This is a genomic window from Sinorhizobium sp. 6-70 (assembly GCF_030124375.1).
Lineage (GTDB): Bacteria > Pseudomonadota > Alphaproteobacteria > Rhizobiales > Rhizobiaceae > Sinorhizobium.
In genome coordinates, this window is record NZ_JASKLS010000001.1 from 172,023 (window position 1) to 194,434 (window position 22,412).

The 22,412-nt window shown below is 61.9% G+C and carries 22 protein-coding genes; 13 read left to right on the forward strand and 9 right to left on the reverse strand.

Translation table 11 applies throughout. From position 1 onward, the window contains the following. Positions 1-108: 108 nt before the first annotated feature. The gene (locus QN222_RS00840; protein ID WP_283965871.1) at positions 109-3,495 is read right to left on the reverse strand and encodes a DUF3971 domain-containing protein; all 3,387 of its coding nucleotides are present in this window, start codon (positions 3,493-3,495) and stop codon (positions 109-111) included. A gap of 423 nt (positions 3,496-3,918) precedes the next feature. Between QN222_RS00840 and QN222_RS00845 the strand changes: the two genes are divergently transcribed. From QN222_RS00845 to QN222_RS00865, 5 genes are all read left to right on the forward strand, one after another. Continuing rightward, positions 3,919-4,386: a peroxiredoxin gene (locus tag QN222_RS00845; RefSeq protein WP_284005138.1), complete on the forward strand. Its 468-nt coding sequence runs from the start codon at positions 3,919-3,921 to the stop codon at positions 4,384-4,386. Positions 4,387-4,403: 17 nt separating this feature from the next. Continuing rightward, positions 4,404-5,231 (forward strand): ferritin-like domain-containing protein, encoded by an 828-nt coding sequence (locus QN222_RS00850; protein ID WP_284005139.1) that lies wholly within the window; start codon positions 4,404-4,406, stop codon positions 5,229-5,231. Positions 5,232-5,323: 92 nt separating this feature from the next. Next, positions 5,324-6,634 (forward strand): M23 family metallopeptidase, encoded by a 1,311-nt coding sequence (locus tag QN222_RS00855; protein ID WP_283965608.1) that lies wholly within the window; start codon positions 5,324-5,326, stop codon positions 6,632-6,634. A 197-nt stretch (positions 6,635-6,831) separates the two neighbouring features. Beyond that, entirely contained in the window at positions 6,832-8,340 is a 1,509-nt protein-coding gene (locus QN222_RS00860) for a DEAD/DEAH box helicase (RefSeq protein ID WP_283965609.1), read from the forward strand. 11 nt (positions 8,341-8,351) lie between these two features. Beyond that, positions 8,352-8,759 (forward strand): NUDIX domain-containing protein, encoded by a 408-nt coding sequence (locus tag QN222_RS00865; RefSeq protein ID WP_283965610.1) that lies wholly within the window; start codon positions 8,352-8,354, stop codon positions 8,757-8,759. Positions 8,760-8,792: 33 nt separating this feature from the next. On the opposite strand, the gene QN222_RS00870 is transcribed toward QN222_RS00865, so the two are convergent. The 7 genes from QN222_RS00870 to QN222_RS00900 are packed head-to-tail and all read right to left on the reverse strand — an operon-like array spanning position 8,793 to position 14,523. Beyond that, on the reverse strand, positions 8,793-9,110 hold the full coding sequence (locus QN222_RS00870; RefSeq protein WP_283965611.1) for a TfoX/Sxy family protein: 318 nt from the start codon (positions 9,108-9,110) through the stop codon (positions 8,793-8,795). Between the two features lie 2 nt (positions 9,111-9,112). Further along, on the reverse strand, positions 9,113-10,729 hold the full coding sequence (locus QN222_RS00875; protein ID WP_283965612.1) for a molybdopterin-binding/glycosyltransferase family 2 protein: 1,617 nt from the start codon (positions 10,727-10,729) through the stop codon (positions 9,113-9,115). Beyond that, positions 10,726-11,433, reverse strand: a complete 708-nt coding sequence (locus QN222_RS00880) for an XdhC family protein (RefSeq protein WP_283965613.1) — start codon at positions 11,431-11,433, stop codon at positions 10,726-10,728. Before QN222_RS00880 ends, QN222_RS00875 begins: the two co-directional genes overlap by 4 nt. Before the next feature lie 2 nt (positions 11,434-11,435). After that, positions 11,436-11,768: an XdhC family protein gene (locus tag QN222_RS00885; RefSeq protein WP_283965614.1), complete on the reverse strand. Its 333-nt coding sequence runs from the start codon at positions 11,766-11,768 to the stop codon at positions 11,436-11,438. A 23-nt stretch (positions 11,769-11,791) separates the two neighbouring features. Beyond that, positions 11,792-13,036 (reverse strand): VWA domain-containing protein, encoded by a 1,245-nt coding sequence (locus tag QN222_RS00890; protein WP_283965615.1) that lies wholly within the window; start codon positions 13,034-13,036, stop codon positions 11,792-11,794. A 5-nt stretch (positions 13,037-13,041) separates the two neighbouring features. After that, positions 13,042-13,971, reverse strand: a complete 930-nt coding sequence (locus QN222_RS00895; protein WP_283965616.1) for a MoxR family ATPase — start codon at positions 13,969-13,971, stop codon at positions 13,042-13,044. Positions 13,972-13,995: 24 nt separating this feature from the next. Beyond that, positions 13,996-14,523 carry a flavin reductase gene (locus QN222_RS00900; RefSeq protein WP_284005141.1) on the reverse strand — a complete coding sequence of 176 codons (528 nt, stop codon included), beginning with the start codon at positions 14,521-14,523 and terminating at the stop codon, positions 13,996-13,998. Positions 14,524-14,682: 159 nt separating this feature from the next. Here QN222_RS00900 and QN222_RS00905 point away from each other — a divergent pair, with 159 nt between their 5' ends. From QN222_RS00905 to QN222_RS00935, 7 genes are all read left to right on the forward strand, one after another. Then, complete coding sequence (locus QN222_RS00905) at positions 14,683-15,771, forward strand: branched-chain amino acid ABC transporter substrate-binding protein (RefSeq protein WP_283964531.1); 1,089 nt, start codon at positions 14,683-14,685, stop codon at positions 15,769-15,771. Beyond that, complete coding sequence (locus QN222_RS00910) at positions 15,768-16,769, forward strand: P1 family peptidase (protein WP_284005142.1); 1,002 nt, start codon at positions 15,768-15,770, stop codon at positions 16,767-16,769. Before QN222_RS00905 ends, QN222_RS00910 begins: the two co-directional genes overlap by 4 nt. A 149-nt stretch (positions 16,770-16,918) precedes the next feature. Further along, positions 16,919-17,596 carry a ribulose-phosphate 3-epimerase gene (rpe, locus tag QN222_RS00915; protein ID WP_283964534.1) on the forward strand — a complete coding sequence of 226 codons (678 nt, stop codon included), beginning with the start codon at positions 16,919-16,921 and terminating at the stop codon, positions 17,594-17,596. Next, complete coding sequence (locus QN222_RS00920) at positions 17,593-18,336, forward strand: DUF2259 domain-containing protein (RefSeq protein ID WP_283964535.1); 744 nt, start codon at positions 17,593-17,595, stop codon at positions 18,334-18,336. Before rpe ends, QN222_RS00920 begins: the two co-directional genes overlap by 4 nt. After that, a complete protein-coding gene (locus tag QN222_RS00925; RefSeq protein ID WP_283964536.1) occupies positions 18,333-18,884 on the forward strand; it encodes a hypothetical protein in 552 nt (183 codons plus the stop codon). Before QN222_RS00920 ends, QN222_RS00925 begins: the two co-directional genes overlap by 4 nt. A gap of 71 nt (positions 18,885-18,955) precedes the next feature. Further along, positions 18,956-20,257, forward strand: a complete 1,302-nt coding sequence (gene purB / locus QN222_RS00930) for an adenylosuccinate lyase (protein ID WP_283964537.1) — start codon at positions 18,956-18,958, stop codon at positions 20,255-20,257. Between the two features lie 164 nt (positions 20,258-20,421). Then, a complete protein-coding gene (locus QN222_RS00935; RefSeq protein WP_283964538.1) occupies positions 20,422-20,730 on the forward strand; it encodes a PilZ domain-containing protein in 309 nt (102 codons plus the stop codon). Positions 20,731-20,831: 101 nt separating this feature from the next. On the opposite strand, the gene QN222_RS00940 is transcribed toward QN222_RS00935, so the two are convergent. Next, on the reverse strand, positions 20,832-21,647 hold the full coding sequence (locus tag QN222_RS00940; RefSeq protein ID WP_283964539.1) for a DUF2189 domain-containing protein: 816 nt from the start codon (positions 21,645-21,647) through the stop codon (positions 20,832-20,834). Between the two features lie 159 nt (positions 21,648-21,806). On the opposite strand from QN222_RS00940, the gene QN222_RS00945 reads away from it, so the two are divergent. Then, entirely contained in the window at positions 21,807-22,361 is a 555-nt protein-coding gene (locus tag QN222_RS00945) for an alpha/beta hydrolase (RefSeq protein ID WP_283964540.1), read from the forward strand. Positions 22,362-22,412: the final 51 nt, after the last annotated feature.

Consider the following 22,412-nt stretch of genomic DNA (forward strand, 5'->3'; position numbering starts at 1 on the left):
CGCGCCGCTGTAGAAAGGGAGGGGAAGCATGCAGCTTCCCCTCCCTTTCTCGTTTTGCTTTTTGCCGTCGATGGACTCCGCGGCAATACCGCCGCGATCCGGATCGTCTTACTGAAACTCAAAAATGCTGCGGAACACGCCGGGCGCGATGATCGACAACGGGTTGATCGTGAGTTGGGGTTGCGTGAATTGGCCGGTCAGCTTGAACGTTATCCCGAGCAGGCCGCGATCGCGGCCATTGCCGAGGAGAACTCCGATCAGCGGCAGTTCGCCGAACAGCCGGTTCAGCCCATAGGCCGGCATGAAGGTACCCGTCATGTCCATCCGGTCCCGCGAGTCGCGCACGGTGCCCTGGAATGTCGCCCCGACATTGACGCCGCGCAGGATGCCGCTTTCGACGCGGATCGTACCCTGATCCAGGAAGAGTTGAGCGAAGCCGCGGTCGAACTGCGCCGTGCTCACGTCGATATCACGCCGAACCGCCTGGTTGAGGCTGCGGCCATCCTCTCCCGCTGGCGTCGAGACCATGGATTGCAGCCGCTGTTCACCGACGAGCGAGAATTTGCGCACATCCACTGCGCCGCGCCAGGAACGCGCGCCACGGTCGCGCAGCCTTAGATTCATCAGGCCGCCGCGCATGTTGCGATAGATATCGGCAAAGCGCGCCAGCGACCCCGCGTCACCGGTTGTCAGTTCCAGTATGTTGTCGGCGCCGGATTTGGCGGTCTTGGCGACGACCGCTTGCCCGCTTCCGGTCACAGCCGAAAAGTCGACATCGTCGATCTGTTGCCCGCGGGCCGAATAGAAGAAACGCACATTGGATAAGACTTCGCCGTTGAAGCCCGTGACCTGGTCAAGCCGGGCATTGACCGTGATATTGCCATTGTCAGCCGAACCGGATCCGGCTTTCGCACGTACGAGCGCCGGCCTGATGTCCGCGGCCCCGCCTCTCAAACCAACGGCATAACCGCCCTTGTTACGATCGATCGTGACGGCGAAATTGTCTCCGCCTGCAAGGCGCACGCCGTTCAACTCGGCCGATGCGAGGCCGGCGTCGTCGACGCGCAGACGACCTGCAGCGCCAAACCCGTCGCCAGCGATATCGAAATCGCCGATCTCCGTTACACCGCCGCTTGCCTTGACGGTGAATTGCGCTTTTGCGGGGATTCCGGCCCCCTTGCTCCAGCCGATCCAAGGCAGCGACAGCGACGCCTTGCCGAGGTCCGCCTTGACGGATTGGCTGCCGTCTTCTGCCATCGACACGTCGACACCGACCGGCCCGCTGACGATGCCGGACAAGGCCGGAGCGATCTTCCGTCGGGCGGCGTCGTCGAGCGTCCCGGAGATTTCGCGTGTTCGCTTCACGTTTGCCTTGCTGTCCACCGGCTCGGTCAGTGCGATCCGCATCCTGGAACCGTCGATCAGTGCATCGGCCTCTAGCACCGCCTGGGCGTTGTCGATCCGCATGGTGCCAGCCAGGTTGGCGATGGAACGACCGGAGATGGGACGGTTAATTGTCACGTCCTGTAGCTGCATCTCCGCCTGCCAGAGAGGCGACGGCGGCTTCTGATCCGAAATCAGACCGAACCGCGCGCCAACCAGGGCGGTCATCGGCCCGGTGAAATCCTGCGGCACGAACGGGGTCTTCTGAAGGGCACGGATCGGTTTGTAGGCGACCAGTTCGGCAATCGCGTCGGCCTGCCCGCCGACTTCGATCTTCATTTCCGCCATCAATGGCTTCGCATAGACGTCGGGGATGATGAAGTCGCCGCCGTTCAATGCGACCGAGCGCCCGGACGGGAAATAGGCGGCCCCTCGCTCGACGTCGACGACCATGCGCTCGCCGCTGAGCTTGAAATGCCCCGCCGTGTCGCGAAGCGGAGGGATATCGCCGGCGATATTGATCCGGGTGTCCTCGATGTCGAAGTTTATGTTGAGCTCATGTTCGTTGAGCCTGAGGTCGCCCTTGTTGTTGGCGATCCGTCCCTCGGCTATTGAAACCTCGATCCGCGCGTCGGTCACCGTGCCGCCGAAGAGATTGCCGATCGCCCATCGTCTCGCTCCCTTGGCAATCCACCAAGGCCACAATTGCTTGACGGCGGTGGAATGCATCTGATCGCTGAGCATGGCGAAGCTGATCTGCGGCGATGTCTTGCCGAAGGTGACCGAGAGTGAACCGGCCATGGAACCAAGCGGGCTCGATATCGCCAGCTGGTCGAAAATAAGCCGGTGGCTGCCGGCCTCGAACCGTCCGCTTGCCTTGGCGTCAAAGGCAAGCGGGCTCTCCTGTATGTCTTCTGGGTCCGTACTTGCGTTCCTCAAGAGAAGGTCGACGGCGAAGCCCTTTTGGCTGGCCTCTGCAACCTTGTCGAGATCGATGAGGGCGCCGGTAAAAGGAAAGCTCGAGCGTCCGATCTTGACGATGGATGGCAATATTTCGACCGAGGCGCGGTCAAAATCATAGGAGACGTTCAGTTCGGAGGGATTGAGAGCGGAAACAAGGCCACCGGCATGGAACGAACCTTGCGATGTCCTGACGCCGACGTCGAGCGCCGGCTTCTGTCCGTCAGCCGCGCGGGTGGCTTTCAGGCTGACGTCCGCCGCCGCCTCGACGCCGAAGGCTTCCTCGCTTCCCGATTTGCCGTGGTAGAGAAAGGGAGAGAGCGGCAAAGCGCTGACGGTCCCTTCGAAACCTCCGATGCGGCCGTTCTCACCGAGAGCCTTGGCGGTCAGTTTCGCTTCGATCCCGTCGATCGCGACCGTACCATCGACGCGCATGGAGCTGTCGGGGTCGTGCGTGAACTCCAGCGTTTTCACTTCGACGGGAACGACACGACCACGTGAGCCCGTGACCGACAGGCTGAAATCGGAGAGCAGCACGGTTTGAGTCGCCCTGCCCGCGGTCAGTCGCGACATGCGATCGGCCTGTGCAAACAATTTCTCGAGCGCATCGCCGACATCGGCGATGCGGATCGTCGTGAGGTCGATCGGTTCGCCGCGTGGCAGCAGACCCGTATCGAGTTGGCCCTCCTCCGCCTCGAGCCGCGACACGGCGATGCGGCCGGTCATCAGGGCGAAGGGATCGAGCGCAATCGAAATTGCGCCGAGCTTGGCGAGATGGCGGCCCGATACGCTTTCCTTGAGCGTCACCCCGCGCGCCTTTAGTGCAAGCGCACCGCCGCTGGTCATGCGGAGAACGGTGCTCTCGACATCGGCACGGTAGTTTTCGCCAAGAGCAGCGTTCAGCGCCGTGCGCGCTCGCCTGTTGAGCGGCCCGTCGACCAGGCCACCTTCGATGGCCGCGACAAGGGACGCCACGACGAGAAAAGCGAGCAACGAGCAGCACAGTATGATCTTGCCGAGAAAACGCATGGCGCCGCCCGGCCGAGGCGCATGCACGATCACGGGATCATGGGCTTGCGCCGAAGGCAGCTCGTGCAGCGCGATGATGTCTTCCTTGCGAAAGCAAACCCTTTCGCCGCGGATATCGCTCATCGGTGCGGGCGCCCTCCACCTAAGTGCGGCATTGCACATTTCCTTGTAAGACCAGTCGCCGCGCGCGAGGGCCGGACCTTTCGTTCACCCATGTAGATCACAATTTGTCGAGCCACGTCACCACGCGTCCCTGCCGATGCTGTGGAAAGGCTCGCTACCGCCCCGGTTTTTGCATGACGAAACGCCGACCAGACTCCTAGCCGGGGAAGCCGTCCGCCGCCTGTCAAATCTATCACAAAACCGCTGGACGGCCGTCGTCGATTTTCGATATGCCCTACAGCGCCGTGCGTCTTTTCAGACGCACAAAGGACGCTGTAGCACTTTGAATCGCTGCATGTTTTTATCCTTAAGTCGGCTGCGATTTCAGGAAACATGCAGTAGCTGCCGAATGTCTGCAAAACTTGGCGCAAGAAAGGTTAAATCATGGCACGATTGGGACCAGGTGATGTCGCACCCGACTTTGAGCTTCCTCGCGACGGCGGCGGTTCGATCTCGCTCTCCGCTCTTCGCGGCAAACCGGTGGTGCTCTTTTTCTATCCCAAGGATGATACCAAGGCCTGCACCGAGGAAGCGATCTCCTTCTCCGGCCTCGCCGACGATTTCGCGGCGGCGGGCGTCGTTCTGATCGGGCTCTCGCCCGATTCGGCCAAAAAGCACGACCGCTTCGCCAAGAAGCACAATCTCACGGTTGCGCTGGCGGCAGACGAAGAGAAGAGCGTCGTCAACGCCTACGGCGTCTGGGTGGAGAAGACGCTGTACGGGCGTAAGTACATGGGCGTCGAGCGTACGACATTCCTGATAAACGCGGACGGGACCATCAACCGGGTCTGGGAAAAGGTCAGGGTTGCCGGCCACGCGAGCGAGGTTCTGGCGGCCGCGAGGACGCTTTGAACCGAGAGGAGCGAGGGATGACCGACCTTCCGCAGTTCCACAGTTTGCGAGGCGCTGCCGTCGAGGCGATTCGCACGCCTGACCTCCACCTGAAGACCGAGTTGGCGCAGGCGGCGGCGCGACGTTGGCAGGGGAGGAAGCTGTCGTTGCGCTCCCCGCGGGATCGTCCGGTTCCTGAGCGGCCAGGACGGCCGGAGAGGCCCGTGCTCACGCCGCCGACCCAGGTCAAGCGGCGCTCGCTCGGTTCATTGAAGGGGCGCATCGCGCTCCTGCACGCGATCGCGCATATCGAATTGAATGCCGTCGACCTAGCGCTTGACATCGTCGCCCGCTTTGCCTCGGAACCCGTGCCCAATTCTTTCTTCGACGGATGGATGCAGGTCGCCTTCGAGGAGGCGAAACATTTTCGGATGGTGCGGCAGAGGCTGAACGACCTTGGCGCGGACTATGGCGATCTGCCCGCGCATGACGGGCTGTGGCAGGCCGCGCACGACACGCGGAACGACCTGACCGCGCGCCTCGCCGTCGTGCCGCTCATACTCGAAGCCCGCGGTCTTGATGTCACGCCGGCTCTGCAGGCGAAAATGCGCGAAACCGGCGATCATGAAAGTGCTGCCGTTCTCGATGTGATCTACGAGGACGAAAAGGGCCACGTCGCCGTCGGGGCAAAATGGTTCCGCTTCCTTTGCGCCCGGCAAAAGAAGGATCCGGCCGCAACGTTTCAGGCGCTCGTGCGGGCGAATTTTCGCGGACCGCTGAAGGCCCCGTTCAATGATATAGCGCGCGCGGAAGCCGGTTTGACGCCGTCCTTCTATCGCTCGATGACAGCGTCCACCAACATCTGATGCCGGCCTACGCTCAATGGTTTGTTAACCCTAATAAAGTGTAATTACTCCGGGCAACGCGAGTTAATTCGCATCCGGCTGGGGGTGATGTGGTGTCTGGTCGTTCGGCAAACGGTGCCTTTCGAAGGCGCAAGCAAAGCCATGTGCTTATCCTGGCGAGCGGCGACAAGGTCCGGCACATGACCATTCGCCCGTGGATGGCGGCGCTTGCTACCTCTGTCATCGGGATCTTCAGCATCGGCTATCTGGCGGCCACGACTTACCTAGTCCTGCGGGACGACCTCATCGGCGGCACGATCGCTCGCCAGGCCCGTATGCAGCACGAATACGAAGACCGAATCACTGCTCTCAGGGCGCAAGTAGACCGGGTGACGAGCCGGCAATTGCTGGATCAGCAAGTCGTCGAGGATAAAGTCGAGAAACTCCTGCAGCAGCAGTCGGCGCTATGGTCGCGCAGTGACAAGCTCGGTGCCTTGGCGGCAAGTGCCGACACCTCCGAAGATCTCGGCGACGAGGCATCTTCTGCGATTGACCCCCTCGCTTTCGAGAAGCCTGCGGATGCGAAGGGTGGCGCGGAGGCAATTGAAGAGATTATGGGGTTGAACAGAGAGGCCGGTGCAACGCCGTCACGCGTCAGCGCCCTCGCCTACGCACCTGCCCTGCCTGAAACCGTCTCGGATCGGGCGGACCGCATCTTTTCCAAAGTCACGCTTTCGCTCAAAGATGTCGAGCGCGATCAGATGGTGCGCATAGAGCATCTGACGAGCAGCGCGAACCGGGCGTCCGAAGCGATCAGGACGATCGTCGAACGCACCGGCGCCACACTGTCAGCCGGCACGAAGGAGGCTGCTGCGAGCAAGGCTGACGGAAACGCGATCGGCGGACCGTTCGTCGAACCGCAGGATGAGGATCCGTTCGGGAAATCGCTTGCTGTGCTCGATGGTGCGCTGTTGGAATTGGAGGAAACCCGCGACGCCGCCCGCAAGCTGCCGCTCCTGAGTCCGGCACCCACCAGCGATGTCACCAGCAATTTCGGCAATCGGCTGGATCCGTTTCTCGGGCGACTGGCGCTCCACGCGGGCATCGATTTTCGAGTATCGATCGGCACGCGCATTCGCTCTGCGGCCGCTGGGACCGTCACCACGGCCGGCCCGATGGGCGGGTACGGCAACATGGTCGAAATCGATCATGGCAACGGCGTCGTAACCCGTTATGCCCACCTGTCGGTCATCCTCGTCAATGTCGGCGACCATGTGCGAGCAGATGACGTCATCGCCAAGTCCGGAAGCACCGGGCGATCGACGGGTCCGCATCTGCATTATGAAGTTCGCTTGGACGGCCGCGCCGTCGATCCAGTGCATTTTCTTCGCGCCGGCACGAAGCTCGCGGGCTTGATGAACTGATGTTTACGGGAGCTAATGTCGTCTCCTTCCGCTTGACAAGAAATGGACAGATTCGCACTCGTTTACCTTTCATTGCTTCAACGTGCTGGATTTCTTGACTTTCGGCGCCTTTCGGCTTAAGAGCGCCGCCACGTGGTGGCGCATTTTCCATCGATCGAGCAGTGTTCTATTGAACCGGAACGGAAACAGTTTCCCCTTTGACCAATTTTGCTGACCTTGGCCTGAGCCAAAAAGTTCTCTCCGCCGTTACCGATGCGGGCTACGCAACTCCTACTCCGATCCAGGCCGGGGCCATCCCTCCGGCGCTGCAACGCCGTGACATTCTGGGTATCGCACAGACCGGAACCGGCAAGACGGCGTCCTTCGTTTTGCCGATGCTGACGCTGTTGGAAAAGGGTCGTGCCCGCGCCCGCATGCCGCGCACGCTGATCCTCGAGCCGACGCGCGAACTCGCCGCGCAGGTCGCCGAGAACTTCGATAAGTACGGCAAGAACCACAAGCTCAACATCGCGCTTTTGATCGGTGGTGTTTCCTTTGATGAACAGGACCGCAAACTCGAGCGCGGAGCCGATGTGCTGATTTGCACCCCCGGCCGGCTGCTCGACCATTTCGAGCGCGGCAAGCTGCTGATGACAGGCGTCGAGATCCTGGTCATCGACGAAGCCGACCGCATGCTCGACATGGGCTTCATCCCTGACATCGAACGAATCGCGAAGCTCATTCCCTTCACTCGCCAAACGCTGTTCTTCTCGGCCACGATGCCGCCGGAAATCCAGAAGCTTGCCGACCGCTTCCTGCAGAACCCGGAGCGTGTGGAGGTGGCCCGTCCCGCGTCTACCGCGAACACCGTGACGCAGCGGTTCGTTGCCTCGCATGCCAAGGACTATGAGAAACGCGCCGTCCTGCGCGATCTGATCCGCGCCCAGGACGAATTGAAGAACGCAATCATCTTCTGCAACCGCAAGAAGGACGTGGCCGATCTGTTCCGTTCGCTCGATCGCCACGGCTTCTCCGTCGGCGCACTGCATGGAGATATGGATCAGCGCTCGCGCATGACGATGCTTGCCAATTTCAAGGACGGCAATATCAAGCTGCTCGTCGCTTCGGATGTGGCCGCGCGTGGGCTGGATATTCCGGACGTCAGCCATGTCTTCAATTTCGACGTCCCGATTCACGCCGAAGACTATGTTCACCGTATTGGCCGCACCGGCCGCGCAGGCCGTTCCGGTGCTTCTTTCACGCTTGTCACGAAGCGCGACACGAAATTCTCGGATGCCATCGAGAAGCTGATCGGCCAGAAAGTCGAGTGGTTGAACGGCGATCTTTCCGAGCTTCCGGAACCGATGGAAAGCCATGACGCCGGCCGCAGGGATCGTGGCCGCGATCGTCATAAGGACCGCAAAAAAGATGTGGAACGTTCCGGCAGGGGCCGCTCCGAACATAGATCTGATACTGCCTATGCCGATAGTGCGGCTGAACTCGAACCAGTCGCGGAAAGGGCGGAAGCGGTGAAACCGGAACGCAATGCAGACAATGGGCGCGGCCATCCCGGCCGCAACGATCGGCCAGGCCGGGCGCAGAATGCCGCCAATGACGACAACCGCGACCGCCGCAACCGGCATCGTCGCGATCATGACGACGGTCCGACGCCCGTCGGTTTTGGCGATGAGATCCCGGCCTTCATGCTGATAGCAGGCAAGGCCTGACTTTCGGCCTCATGGCTCTTCCCGGCGTCGATTTCCCCGGTGTTGGTTGCGGCCTCGCGATCATGCGCGACGGCAAGATACTGCTTTGCCGGCGCCTCAAGGCGCCAGAGGCGGGTCACTGGAACATCGTCGGGGGCAAGGTCGACCATATGGAGTGCGCCGAGAATGCGGCGCGCCGAGAGGCGGAAGAGGAAAGCGGCCTTTCCATCCATTCGACCCGCTTTCTCTGCGTCAGCGAACAGGTGATCGAAGCCGACCAGCAGCACTGGATTTCGCTCATCTACGTCACGGAAGATTTTTCAGGTGAGCCGCATCTCACCGAACCGGACAAGCTCTCCGACATCGGCTGGTTTGATCTTTCCGCCCTGCCCCAGCCGCTCTCGCGTTTCGCCGCCGACGCCGTTCGGGCCCTCGCCTGAGCTCTTGGCCTCGTTAGTTCGGGCAGCACCACTCTACTTTCTTGTTCTGAGCGCCGCCGCGTAGGCGATCCTCACCCAGCGTGCCATCTCGTCCGAGTCGTCCAGCGCCGGATCGGGAATGCTCCAATAGGGCATCTTCACGCTCTTGCCTTTGCCGTCGTAGGCCCACTGACGGCAGCCCGCCTGCTCGTACTCGGGCGCCGATTCGGCGTCGCCTTTGAGAAGGATTTCGCCGCCGACTTCGAGGGCGAAGATGACGCCTTCGAAATAGATGCCCTTGCCGCCAAACATGCGGCGGATCGTCACCGGTCCCAGCGTTTCGAACATCTCCTCGATCGCCGCATTGTCCATCGTCACTCCTTCAATACGCCGCCTGCGGCTATGATCGCTTCCGGGGTGTCGAGATCAAGGCGCGCCGCTTCGCCGAGCTCGACGTCGATGACCGGGAGCCCGCATCGTTCGACGATATGCCGTGCTCCGACATCGCCGACGAGTTGCCTGACCGCGGCGAAGGTCTCTTTCGGCAGAATGACTGGATTGCCGCGCTGGCCTTCCGAAACGGCGCGCACGACCACATGCCTGCCTTCGCCGTCGAAGACTTCGATCATCTTGCGCAGGTGATCGGCGGTAACACCCGGCATGTCCGCCAGCATCACGAGAACGCCGCCTGCCTCCGTTCCGAGCGCGGTCACGCCTGCCACCAGTGAAGAGGCCATGCCGGCGGTGTAATCCGGATTCGAGACAAACTCCACAGGCAGACCTGCGAGCGCAGCGCGAATATCGTCTTCGCGGTATCCGGTTACGACGATCACCTTTCCGGCGTCGGCGGCGAGTGCGGTTTCGACTGTGCGCCGGACCAGTGGAACGCCGTCGAACTCGGCCAGGAGCTTGTGACCGCCGCTCGCCCCCATTCTGCTTGCCCGCCCCGCAGCCAGGACGGCGATCCGTGCCGGACCTCGCGGCGGACTGGCGGTTTGCTCCCGCGGTTGCGGCCGCGTCGGGATCTCGTTCAGCAGGCCGCCGACACCGAGGCCGGTGATATCCTCAGAACTCGGCCACTCGCCGGCAAGAAGGCGGTCGAGAATCCAGTCGAACCCGTTCTCCCTTGGACTTCGTGCGCAACCCGGTGCCCCGACGACAGGACTTTCGGCGATTCGGCCCAGAACCAGAAGATTGCCCGGATCGACCGGCATTCCGACATGCTCGACGACCCCGCCTGCGCGCCGGATTGCCGCTGGAATCACGTCGTCTGGATCGGAAACTGCCGAAGCGCCGAAGATGAGGAGCAGGTCATGGGCCGGCTTGAGATCGGCGATGGCGGCTGCAACGGCCGCCTCCGTATGCTCCACACGACGTTCCGTGACGAGATGGCTTCCGGAGCGCAAGAGCCGGGCTGCGAGAACCGCATGGGTCTTGTCCATCACCTGCTGCTTGAGCGATGGCAACTCGGTTGCGATCAGTGCCGCGCGGTGCGGTACGAAGGGCTTTACCTCGAAGGCTGCCTCGGCCCGCAGCATACCCTCCGCCTGCTCGACGAACCGCTCCGCTACCGCCAGCGGGATAATCTTGATTGTCGCCACCATGTCGCCCGTTTCGACCGCCGTGTGATCGGCGAGGCAGGCGAGCGTGATCGCCGGATCGATCCGGTTCAGCCGGTCGACGACGGTGCGATTTGCAACGAAAAGGCCAGAGACGGTGGCGTGGGCATTCACCCGGCCGGTCGCTGCTTTTGAAAAGCGCAGGTGGTCGGGAGCGATCGCCGCGGCGATGCGTGCCGCCGCCTCGTTTTCGAGCAGGTCATCGGCATCGAGCCGGGCGACGATGACCTCCTCAACACCGGTTTCGGCAAGCGTCGCAATGTCCGTGCGGCTCAGCCGGTGGCCCTTCGGCAATCGCTGCGCTCCTGTTTTTATTGCGTGCGCAAGAACAGCGCCCTCGGCATCGGCAAGCCGTACGGGACCGAACTTCATCGTGTACCTCCCGTCCGGCCGGTCGCATCACGGCTGCGCAGGGCTTCGATGATCTCGGCCAGGACGGCGACGGCGATTTCGGCGGGGCTCGCCGCGCCGATGTGGAGGCCGATCGGGGCCTTGATCCGACCGATGACGTCCGCAGGCACGCCTGCCTGACCCAATCTTTCGACGCGTGCTGCATGGGTCTTGCGGCTGCCGAGCGCACCCACATAGAAGCAGCCCGCTTCCAAAGCCGTCCGGATCGGATAATCGTCGATTTTCGGATCATGCGTGAGAGCGGCGAGTGCCGTGTAGCGGTCGAGTGGCCTCGAGGGCAGAACGTCTTCCGGCCATTCAGCCAAGAGTTCGACAGCACGGAACCGCTCAGGCGTTGCGAACGCAGTGCGTGGATCTATGATCGTCATGTCGAATCCGGCAACCGCCGCCAACTCGGCAAGCGCCTGGGAGATGTGAACGGCGCCGATCGCAACGATGCGCGGTGGCGGCAGGTGGACATTGACGAAGAGCGATCGTCCTTCCACCGCCGCAACGCCCGCGCGTCCCGAGCGCAATGCCTCGACGATCAGGCCGTCCCATTCCGGCTGAAGGCGCGCGCCCTCGAGAAAGACCTGACTGGCGCCGCCCGAAAGATCGGTGACGACCACAGCCGCCCGTCGCGCCGCACGTGCCACATTGATTGCTTGGAGGGTGGAGCGTTCCATCGTCAGCCGTCAATTCTTTCGACATAGACCCGGATGCGGCCACCGCAGGAAAGGCCGACGCGCCAGGCCGTCTCGTCGGCAACGCCGAATTCGAGGATCTTGGGTGTTCCTGATTCGATGATGTCCATTGCCTCGGCGATGACGGCGCCTTCGACGCATCCGCCGGAGACCGAGCCCTGGAAATTTCCTTCCTCATCGATCACCAGATGGCTGCCGATCGGTCGCGGCGCCGAGCCCCAGGTCTCGATGACAGTCGCAAGCGCCACTTTGCGTCCGTCACTGCACCAGGTTTCGGCGACCTCCAGCGGGTCGAGGATATTGGGCTCTTTCGACATGTTGGTTACCCGTTGTTTGTGTCTCATGCCGCTCGCGGGTGCAGAAAGCGCCGCGGATCGGCATCTTTTGTACCCTGGCCGGACAGCGATTTCACCAGTTCGGCCACAGACTCAAGATTGTGCACCGCCCGGAATTCGTCAACATGCGGCAGCATCGCCCTGACGCCACGGGCGCGCGCTTCAAAGCCGTCGAAGCGCAGCAGCGGGTTGAGCCAGATGAGGCGCCGGCAGGAGCGATGCAGGCGATCGATCTCGACTTCGAGTTCTGCCGTGTCATCGCGCTCGAGGCCGTCGGTGATCAGAAGGACGATGGCACCCTGCCCGAGCACCCGACGCGACCAACGCCGGTTGAATTCGTGAAGCGTTTCTCCAATGCGTGTGCCACCAGACCAATCCTTGACTGCCGCCACGCATTCGTCGAGCGCTTCGTCGGGATCGCGGTTGCGCATCTGGCGCGTGACATTCGTCAGCCGTGTCCCGAAAAGAAAGGTGTGAACGCGTTGTCGCTGTTCCGTCAGCGCGTGCAGGAAATGCAGGAAAATCCGCGTATACTGACTCATCGATCCAGAAATATCGGCGAGCACGACGAGCGGCGGATGAACAAGGCGCGGCTCGCGAAAGCGCGGCAGAATCAATTCGCCGCCAAAGTGCATTGCATCGCGCATGGTGGCGCGCGGATCGATCCGCGCCGGCCGATGGGCGGCGCGAAAGCGGCGGGTCCGCACACGATCCAGCGGCAATATCAGCGATGACAAGACCTTCCTCGCCTCGGCGATCTCCGCGGCGGTCATCTGGGCGAAGTCCGCCTTGCGGAACAGCTCGCGACCGGAGACCGTGTAGCGGGCATCGATCTCGATTTCCGGTTCGTCCCGCGGCGGACGGGTATCGTCCCTTCCTGCGAGGAGTGCCTCGCGGAGTCGCTCCGCGCCGGCGCGCCTGGCGCGATCTTCACCCTGCCGCTCGGGTGCAATCGGCGACAGAAGCGCGATCATCTTCTGGACGAGGTCGCGCGAGCGCCAGAACAGGTTGAACGCTTCGTCGAACAGAACCTGGTCCTCATGACGCTTTACGAACGTGCATTGAAGGGCTGCATAAAACTCGTTGCGGGACCCGATCCCGATCAAGGTAACGGCATCGATGGCGTCGGCAATAGCGGCGGGACCTATTCTCATTCCCGCCCTTCGAAGAGCGCGGGCAAAGAAGACGATGTTGTCGGCAAGTTTGCCGTCGCCCGGCGCGACCGAAGAAACTGTCTGCTCGTCCACCATCACGGTCAGCCCTGAGCCAGGAGTTCGGCCTTGACCTCGGCAAGCAGCTTGCGCCCCTCCGCACCCTCGATCCGGGCGATATCGTCCTGGTATTTGAGCAGTGTGCCGAGCGTGTCGGCTATCGTTTCCGGATCGAGCGCCAATCGGTCAAGTTCGGTGAGTGCCGTCGCCCAGTCGATCGTCTCCGCCACCCCGGGGTTCTTGAAAAGATCGATCGCCCGCAGTCTTTGGACATAGGCGACGACTTCCCGCGATAGAGTGGCGTTACAGCCGGGCACCTTGCGCCGGATGATCTCCAGTTCCTGTGCCGCCTTCGGATAGTCGACCCAGTGATAGAGGCAGCGTCGCTTCAGGGCGTCATGAATTTCGCGGGTGCGGTTGGTCGTGATAATGACGATCGGCGGCTCATCCGCTTTGATCGTCCCGAGCTCGGGGATGGTCACCTGAAAATCGGAAAGCACTTCCAGAAGAAAAGCCTCGAAAGCTTCGTCGGTGCGGTCGAGTTCATCGATAAGGAACACCGGCGCCCGGCCCACTCCAGCGGATATTGCCTGAAGGACCGGGCGGCGGATGAGAAATCGTTCGGAGAAGATGTCGCCCTCGATCCTTTGGCGATCGACCATGCCGGCCGCCTCCGAAAGGCGAATCTCCAGCATCTGCGCCGGATAGTTCCATTCATAGACGGCCGAGGAGACGTCGAGCCCTTCGTAGCATTGCAGCCGGATCAGCGGACGATCGAGCGAACGGGCAAGGACCTTGGCGATCTCGGTCTTACCGACGCCGGCCTCGCCTTCCAGAAACAGCGGGCGCTTCATTTTCAGCGCCAGGAAAAGCACCGTCGCAAGTTGAGTTCCGGCGAGGTAGTTCTGTGCCTCCAGCATTGCCATCGTCTGGTCGATGGATTGCGGCAGCTTTCCCGTCTCGTGTTTCGCCATGTTTCCTCCACAGCCGAAGAAAACTTATAGCGTGTGATACCCCCGGTCCACATAAATGAGCGGTGGGTGCTTCTCACCGAGGTGCATATCGACGACCTCGCCGAAGAGGATGAGATGGGTCGCCATGATCTTGACCTCGATGAGGCGGCAGTCGAAGGCGACGACGGCGTCGGTAAGAATGGGCGCGCCGGTGGTGAGCTGCGTCCATTGGCCGAACGCGAAGCGCCGTTCCATGTCCAGTTGGTCGCGGCCGGAGAAAGCATGAGCCAGCGCCCTGTGCGGCTCGCCAAGCACGTTAAGCGCGAAAGCACCGGAGCGTGCGAAGATATCGTTGCGGGGATTTGCTGCATTGAGGCAGGCAAGAATCGTCGGCGGATCGTCAGACACCGAGCAGGACGCAGTGATCGTGACGCCGCGCCGCGCGCGCCCATCGGCCGTGGTGATGAGGTGCACATGAGCGGACATGCGGCTCATCGCGTCGCGGTAAGTTATTGGGTCCAGTCGGGTCTTCTCCAACACATCTCTCTCCGGATCGATGTCTTGCACATACATAGACTCTCACGGAAAATATGAAACCCGGCGGCGCGAGATTCTTGCGGAGCAGCGGCATAGTCATGGCGTGATCGGAATGGCGAGCTCTTATTGTGCGATCTTTTCCTTTGACGGAGAGAGACACATCCTTAAAACATGGCGTCGTTGCGGGAAAAATGCATGTTTAGATTGATTGTTAAGAGCATCGTCGTTGCCGGATTGATATCGGCCTTCCCTGCCCTTGCGGCGGGCCTGAAAGTTGCCGTCGTCGCTCCCGCCGAAGGGCCCTTCGCGGCGCTTGGAAAGCAGATGGCGGACGGCGCCGCTTTTCAGGCGGAGGATCGTGGAAGTCAGATTATCCCGATCGCCGAAAGCTGCGATCCTGCCGGCGGCGAGGCGCTGACAAAGGCGCTGCTGGCGAGCGGCGCGGAAGCTGCGATCGGCTTTCTGTGCACGGAGAGCCTCGAAGCTGCCCTGCCGGCCCTGGCCGAGGCTCGCATTCCCGCCATCACGCTTAGCGTTCGCTCCGACATTCTGATGGAGGACGCGCTCAAAAAGAAGTGGCCGCTTTTCCGGCTGGCGCCGAGTGGAAAGGCCGAAGCCGCGGCGATCACCGACGTCATCGTCGCGAACTGGAAAGGCAAACCGCTCGCGCTGATCGACGACGGCACGATCCATAGCCGAGAACTCGTCGAAAGCGTTCGCAACGCGCTTGCCGAGATCGGGGTGACACCCGTGTTCACCGACACTTACCGCCCGGCGCAGGAGCAGCAGGTTGGCCTCGTCCGTCGACTGGCGAAGAGCGGCGCCACCCACGTCTTTACCGGAGGCGACCGCTACGACACCGCCGTGATCGCCCGTGATGCAAGGGCTGAAAATGTCCCCATAACACTGCTCGGCGGCGACGTACTGAATGCCGCCGACCTTGAGGTACCGCTAGAAGACGGAGTGCTTGCCGTGACGGTGCCGGAGGCGTCTCGGTCGAGCGAAGCGGAAGCCATCGCCAAGGCAATGCGCGCAAGCGGAATCGAACCCGAGGGTTATGTCCTGCCGGCCTTTGCCGCGATGTCGCTGCTCGAACAGGCGAAGGATCAGGCTGCCAAGGACGGCAGCGCGCTTCCCGAAGCCTTGCTGAAAGGGCCCTTTGCGACGATCCTGGGGCCGGTAAAGTTCAACGCCAGCCACGAGAGGACCGACACGCCCTATCGGCTGATGGAATGGCAGGATGGTCGTTTTGTCGCCGCCATGGGTGCAGGCGGTGCGGAATGATGCGCAAGGGGCCGAACAATCTGATTACCGATGTCGCTGGCCTGTTGGTCGGCAATGCAGAAGATCACCGGTTGAAGTCCGGTGTCTCGGTCGTGCTTTGCGAACGGCCGGCGACGGCCGCAGTTCAGGTTCTCGGCGGCGCGCCGGGCACACGGGAGACGGATCTGCTCGCGCCGGAAAACACCGTTCAGAGCGTGGATGCCGTCGTGCTGTCCGGCGGCTCAGCCTTCGGTCTGGACGCCGCCTCCGGCGTGCAGGCCGCCCTTCGGGAGATGGGACGCGGTTTTGAGGTCGGTCCCCACCGCATTCCGATCGTTCCGGCGGCAATTCTCTTTGATCTCGTCAACGGTGGCGACAAGGATTGGGGACGCTTTTCGCCCTATCGCGACCTCGGTTACGATGCCGTCCGGGCTGCCGGTGGCACATTTCTGACCGGGACAGCTGGTGCCGGCACGGGCGCGCTTACCGCAACCTTCAAAGGCGGCCTCGGCTCGGCATCGACTGTGCTGGCCAATGGCATCACGGTCGGCGCGCTCGTCGCCGTCAATGCGCTCGGGTCGGCGACGATCGGCAGCACCCGCCATTTTTGGGCCGCGCCCTTCGAGCTTGACGACGAGTTCGGCGGGCTCGGCTATCCGGCTCCGATGCCGCAGGATGCGGCGCTGCCGCGCCTTAAGTTCCGCGAGAAGCAATCGGCCACTGCGAATACGACGATCGCCGTCATCGCCACCGATGCGGTGCTCAGCAAGGCCGAGGCAAAGCGGCTCGCCATCGCCGCCCATGACGGCTTTTCTCGCGCGCTCTGGCCATCGCACACGCCGCTCGACGGCGACCTTGTCTTCGCCTTAGCGACTGGAGCGAGCGGCAAGGCACCTCTGCTTGAAGATTTCATCGATCTCGGCGCTGCCGCCGCCTCGACGATGGCGCGTGCGATCGCGCGCGGCGTTTACGATGCGGTTGCGGCCGACAACGATACGAAGCCGTCCTGGTCGCAATAGAGTGGGATGAGGCAAAGTGTGCGCGGTTTTCCGCCCGTACCCCGCGTCTCAACTTATTAGAATCGATAAGGCGCTGAGCCGCTGGCTTGTCTCAGATGTTGTTTGCGCGTCGGCGGAATGCTATGGCGCGGGAAACATCGGAGCCCGTCATGACCCATCCCATTCGCATTGCGCCGTCGATCCTGGCGTCGAACTTCTCCAAGCTCGGCCAGGAGGTTCGCGATGTCGTCGAAGCCGGCGCCGACTGGGTCCATCTTGATGTCATGGATGGTCATTTCGTGCCGAACATCACCTTCGGCCCGGACGTCATCAAGTCGCTGCGTCCCCACACGAATGCGATCTTCGACTGCCATCTGATGATCTCGCCCGCCGATCCCTATCTCGAAGCCTTCGCCAAGGCCGGCTGCGACATCCTGACGGTACATGCCGAGGCCGGTCCCCACTTGCACCGGTCGCTGCAAACCGTGAAGGCGCTCGGCAAGAAGGCCGGCGTCTCGCTCAATCCAGCCACTCCGGAAAGCGCTATCGAGTACGTTTTGGACACGGTCGATCTGATCCTGGTGATGACCGTCAATCCGGGCTTCGGCGGACAGAAGTTCATCCATGCCACCGAAGAGAAAATCCGGCGGATCAAGGCAATGGTTGGTGAGCGGCCGATCGAGATCGAGGTCGATGGCGGCATCACGCCCGAGACAGCCGCGCTTCCCGTCAAGGCCGGTGCCAACGTGCTGGTTGCGGGCTCGGCCGTCTTTAAGGGCGATTCCGTCGAGACCTATCGCAGCGCGATCGAGGCGATCCGCAAATCGGCGGAGAAGGCGCGCGGATGAGCGCGCGGGCGGTAGGCATCACAACGCTTCTGGCAGCGGCGACGATTGCGGCTGCCGAAGTGCGTGCTGGAGACTTTGCCGCCTTGCAGCCGATCGGATTTTCGTCTGATGGCAACGTCTTCGCCTTCGAGGAATATGGCGTCCAGGATGGTTCCGGCTATCCCTATTCGACGGTTTACGTCCTCGATACACGCAAGGACACCTTCCTCCCCGGCGCACCTGTCCGCGCCGTCATCGAGAAGGATGGTGCCGCAATGCACGAAGCGCGCCACGAGGCGCACCGCCGTGCCGCACCGCTGATCGATGCTTACCGCCTGCAAGAAACACCCGGGATACTGGCAGCATACAACCCTATAACCGAACGAAGCAGCGCGGCCCACACGCTGAGCTATGATGCGTTCCCCGCCAATGCGCCGTTCCAGAGGAGCTACGCGCTGAAGCTCGAGGAGAAGAGTTTCGAGCCACAGGGCGTGTGCAGCAGCTTCTTGCAGGAGGTCAAAGGCTTCCGGCTGGTGATGACGGAGAAGGCGGGCAAACCTGCAACGGACGTATTGCAGGAGGACGCACGCATTCCGGAGAGCCGTCGCTGCCCGACGGGTTATCGCATCGGTGGCGTCGTGACCCACATCAATGATGACGGCTCTGAAGTTCACGTGGTGATGGTCCTGGTCAAATCGCTCGGCTTCGAGGGCTCGACCGATGGCCGCTGGATTGCGCTGCCTGTCCGGCTTCCCAAATGACGGGTGACGAGCAGGCCGCCAAATCGCCAGCGCTCTTTTCGGGTGTCGCGCCATCGACACGATCGAGGTTTGTGCGGTCTCTCCCCAAACCGCAGGAAGTGCTGATCGGTGCCCCCGGCTGGGCCTTGGCAATGGCGATATCCGCCTGGCTGGCGCTTTGGCTGCGCGGAAACGAGGCGGCCTTCCACGTGAGGGACGTCCTGCTGCTCTACGCATTCGGCGGCCTGCTCGCCTGGCCGTTTTCGCTGTTTGCGGCGCGTTTTGCAGCACACGAACGAACGGCCGAGACCCGCTTCTCGGCTTTTCTACTGTGTCTCATCGCAGGTACGGTGGGTACGACAGCATGTCTCTTCGCGTTCGACTACCGGATATTCTATGCGCAGTGGCATGCGGCCACGGGCACGCGCACATGGCTCTTCCAGTTCCTGTTCACGTCGCTCGCCGCCCTGTATCAGTTTCTGGTCCTGGGTGTTCGGCTCTACCTGCCGTTCGGCCTCACCGCCCTTGTCGCTGCCAGTCTTTGGCTGGCGCGATCGGAGACGCGCTAACGGCGTTGAGCTTGAGCGCCATCTTTGATAGACGCACAGCCATCCTCCACTGACGACGAAAGCTTAAGCCCATGATCCCCCGTTACTCCCGGCCGGAAATGGTGGCCATCTGGTCGCCGGAAACGAAATTCCGCATCTGGTTCGAGATCGAGGCGCATGCCTGCGATGCCCTCGCCGAAATCGGTGTCATCCCCAAGGAAGCGGCGAAGACGATCTGGGAGAAGGGCGGCGCGGCAAACTTCGACGTTGCGCGGATCGATGAAATCGAGGCCGTCACCAAGCACGACGTCATCGCCTTCCTTACCCATCTTGCGGAATTCGTCGGGCCGGACAGCCGTTTCGTCCATCAGGGCATGACCTCGTCGGACGTTCTCGATACCTGCTTCAACGTGCAACTCGTTCGTGCGACGGACCTCTTGCTCGCTGACCTCGACAAACTGCTCGACGCCCTGAAACGGCGTGCTTTTGAGCACAAGGATACCATCACCATCGGGCGGTCTCACGGCATCCATGCCGAGCCCACCACGTTCGGCATCAAGCTGGCGCTTGCCTACGCGGAATTCGATCGCTGCAAACAGCGCCTCCTCGCTGCGCGCGAAGAAGTTGCGACCGGTGCCATTTCCGGCGCAGTCGGCACCTTTGCCAATATCGACCCACGGGTCGAGGAGCATGTCGCAAAGGCTCTCGGCCTGAAACCGGAACCGGTCTCGACGCAGGTCATTCCGCGCGACCGCCATGCCATGTATTTCGCGACGCTCGGCGTCATCGCCTCCTCGATAGAGCGTCTGGCGACGGAAATCCGTCATCTGCAGCGCACCGAGGTGCTGGAGGCCGAGGAATATTTCTCCCCGGGCCAGAAGGGCTCCTCGGCCATGCCACACAAGCGCAATCCGGTGCTGACGGAAAACCTGACCGGCCTTGCCCGCATGGTCCGCGCCTTCGTCGTGCCGGCCATGGAGAACGTGGCGCTCTGGCATGAACGCGATATTTCGCACTCCTCGGTCGAACGCATGATCGGACCGGACGCGACGGTGACACTCGATTTCGCCCTGGCGCGGCTGACCGGTGTGATCGACAAGTTGCTCGTCTATCCCGAGAACATGATGAAGAACTTGAACAAGTTCCGCGGTCTTGTTCACTCGCAGCGCGTGCTGCTCGCGCTCACCCAGGCCGGCGTTTCGCGCGAAGACGCCTACCGGCTCGTTCAACGCAACGCCATGAAGGTCTGGGAACAGGGCAAGGATTTCCTTGAGGAGTTGCTGGCCGACACTGAAGTTCGGGCCGCACTTTCGGAAGAGGAAATCCGCGAGAAGTTCGATCTGGGTTACCACACCAAGCACGTCGACACGATCTTCAAACGTGTCTTTGGCTGATGCGAACGGGCAGTCTGGTCCCGTTGCAGACACGGTGACGTTGTGGCGTGTTGTAAACGCTCGCATTCGATGCATTTTGTTCGAGTGCGGGCGAGCTTATTAGCAAGTTATTCATAAGTGGTGTGAGAGCCTCCCAATCTGTCTAATCAGGTTTCGGGGAAGCCATGACTTACAGGGACAGTGTTCAGCGCGCATCGCCGCGCACGCAGACGAAAATAACCGGCAAAGTTACGTGCAAATTCGGGTCGAGCAACGGGGTTGTTAGAGACCTCTCTGACGAGGGTATCTGTTTCCAGCTCCTGTTCGACATTGGTGCCCAGACGGGACAGGAAGTCACGATTCAGAGTGAAGAACTCGGCTATCTGACGGGAATTGTGCGCTGGTATCGCGGCGACAAGATCGGCATCAAGCTCAAGCTCTCGTCGAATACCGCGGCTCAGATTTCGTCTTACTATAAATTTTTCCGCCCGTGACCGCGGCCGCGGTCGGGCGGCGAGCCGGTAAATTCCCGTAAAACAATCGCGGCGATCTTGGGTCATTCAAGATCGCCGCGATGTCGTTGGAGGATCGCCGCTCAGGCCTTGCGGCCGGCAGGATCCGGTTCCACCAGCTTCCGATAGAGATGCCATGTGGCGTGGCCAAAGATCGGCATGATAACGGCCAGGCCGACGAAGACCGGAATCGAGCCGATCACCAGTCCAGCCGCGATGATGAGGCCCCAGCAGGCGACCGGCACCGGATTGGTGAGCGTCGCCCGGATAGAGGTCTCGACGGCCGCGACGGCGCCGATATCGCGATCAAGCAGCAACGGGAACGAAACCACGCTGATCGAGAGCACGATCACGGCGAAGACAAATCCGACGGCATTGCCGACAACGATGAGATTCCAACCCTCTTCCGTGCCGATAATGCTGTTCCAGAAGGCCGAAATCGAATTCGGCGGCACCGTTCCGAAAATTCTCACATAAAGCGCCTGTGCAACCAGAAGCCAGGCAATGAAGATAACGAACAGCATGGCGGCGACCGCCAAAATCGAGGGCAGCGCCGGCGAACGATGCAGCCGCAAGGCGTGCGGCCATGACGCATCCATGCCCAATTCACGGCGCCGGCTGATCTCGTAGAGGCCGATTGCGGCGACCGGACCGATGAGGGCGAAGCCGGAAGCAAGCGGATAGAGCAACGGCAGCATGTTTGCGCCCGCGCTCCAGGTTATCAGCACCGCACCGGCGATAGGGTATATCAAGCACAAGAAAACATAATGCGACGGCTTCTCGCGAAAATCATTCAGCCCGAGACGCAACGCATCGAACACATCCGCAATGCCAATCTTTCGTATACCGGGATGCGCCGCGCGCGCATTCGCCCCCGACAGGACATGGAAGGTTGTCATGGCTCACACTCCTCAACGAACCAGAGCGGCCACGGACCCGCGACAACGGCGAAACTAGCCGCTGTCAACCGCGACCGGCATTTTCGATTATACAGAAAATGCGGCCTCTGTCGCCTGTGCCTTGACTTCGGCGCTTTTCACCTCCAAATCGCCGCAATCATGAAGGTTTCAGAAGCTGACATCCTGATCGTGCCGGGCTACACCAATTCCGGCCCAGCCCATTGGCAAAGCCGCTGGGAGCGAAAGCTCTCGACGGCGCGCCGTGTCGAGCAGGCTGAATGGTCGAAACCTGTGCGTGAGGATTGGGTGGCGAGGATGGTCGAGGCAGTCAATGCCGGACAAAAGCCGGTCGTCATCATCGCCCATTCCCTGGGTGTCGCCACCGCGATCCATGCCCTGCCCCACTGCGCGAAGAAGATCGCAGGCGCTTTCCTCGTCGCGCCGCCGGACGTCGCCAATCCCAAGATCCGCCCGAAGCATCTGATGACCTTCGGCCCCTACCCGCGCGACCCTCTGCCCTTCCCGTCGCTGATGGTGGCAAGCCGCAACGACCCCTTCGGGTCTTACGAGCACGCAGGAGATATCGCCAACGCCTGGGGTTCGTTCCTGGTCGATGCCGGCGAGGCTGGACACATCAACGCCGAGTCCGGCCACGGCCCTTGGCCCGAGGGTACGATGGTCTTCGCTCAGTTCCTGAGCGGGCTGCGGCAGTAGCGCGCTGGCCGGCGAGCGCGCCATTAATCCGAATTTCATTGGTGCAGATCA

Coding starts and splice junctions, on each gene's coding strand:
- QN222_RS00840 (WP_283965871.1), bottom strand. CDS start 3,495: ATGAGCGATATCCGCGGCGAAAGGGTTTGCTTTCGCAAGGAAGACATC.
- QN222_RS00850 (WP_284005139.1), top strand. CDS start 4,404: ATGACCGACCTTCCGCAGTTCCACAGTTTGCGAGGCGCTGCCGTCGAG.
- QN222_RS00925 (WP_283964536.1), top strand. CDS start 18,333: ATGACGGGTGACGAGCAGGCCGCCAAATCGCCAGCGCTCTTTTCGGGT.
- QN222_RS00935 (WP_283964538.1), top strand. CDS start 20,422: ATGACTTACAGGGACAGTGTTCAGCGCGCATCGCCGCGCACGCAGACG.
- QN222_RS00905 (WP_283964531.1), top strand. CDS start 14,683: ATGTTTAGATTGATTGTTAAGAGCATCGTCGTTGCCGGATTGATATCG.
- QN222_RS00900 (WP_284005141.1), bottom strand. CDS start 14,523: ATGTATGTGCAAGACATCGATCCGGAGAGAGATGTGTTGGAGAAGACC.
- QN222_RS00940 (WP_283964539.1), bottom strand. CDS start 21,647: ATGACAACCTTCCATGTCCTGTCGGGGGCGAATGCGCGCGCGGCGCAT.
- QN222_RS00845 (WP_284005138.1), top strand. CDS start 3,919: ATGGCACGATTGGGACCAGGTGATGTCGCACCCGACTTTGAGCTTCCT.
- QN222_RS00885 (WP_283965614.1), bottom strand. CDS start 11,768: ATGTCGAAAGAGCCCAATATCCTCGACCCGCTGGAGGTCGCCGAAACC.
- QN222_RS00880 (WP_283965613.1), bottom strand. CDS start 11,433: ATGGAACGCTCCACCCTCCAAGCAATCAATGTGGCACGTGCGGCGCGA.
- purB (WP_283964537.1), top strand. CDS start 18,956: ATGATCCCCCGTTACTCCCGGCCGGAAATGGTGGCCATCTGGTCGCCG.
- QN222_RS00875 (WP_283965612.1), bottom strand. CDS start 10,729: ATGAAGTTCGGTCCCGTACGGCTTGCCGATGCCGAGGGCGCTGTTCTT.
- QN222_RS00910 (WP_284005142.1), top strand. CDS start 15,768: ATGATGCGCAAGGGGCCGAACAATCTGATTACCGATGTCGCTGGCCTG.
- QN222_RS00890 (WP_283965615.1), bottom strand. CDS start 13,036: ATGGTGGACGAGCAGACAGTTTCTTCGGTCGCGCCGGGCGACGGCAAA.
- QN222_RS00920 (WP_283964535.1), top strand. CDS start 17,593: ATGAGCGCGCGGGCGGTAGGCATCACAACGCTTCTGGCAGCGGCGACG.
- QN222_RS00870 (WP_283965611.1), bottom strand. CDS start 9,110: ATGGACAATGCGGCGATCGAGGAGATGTTCGAAACGCTGGGACCGGTG.
- QN222_RS00895 (WP_283965616.1), bottom strand. CDS start 13,971: ATGGCGAAACACGAGACGGGAAAGCTGCCGCAATCCATCGACCAGACG.
- rpe (WP_283964534.1), top strand. CDS start 16,919: ATGACCCATCCCATTCGCATTGCGCCGTCGATCCTGGCGTCGAACTTC.
- QN222_RS00945 (WP_283964540.1), top strand. CDS start 21,807: ATGAAGGTTTCAGAAGCTGACATCCTGATCGTGCCGGGCTACACCAAT.
- QN222_RS00865 (WP_283965610.1), top strand. CDS start 8,352: ATGGCTCTTCCCGGCGTCGATTTCCCCGGTGTTGGTTGCGGCCTCGCG.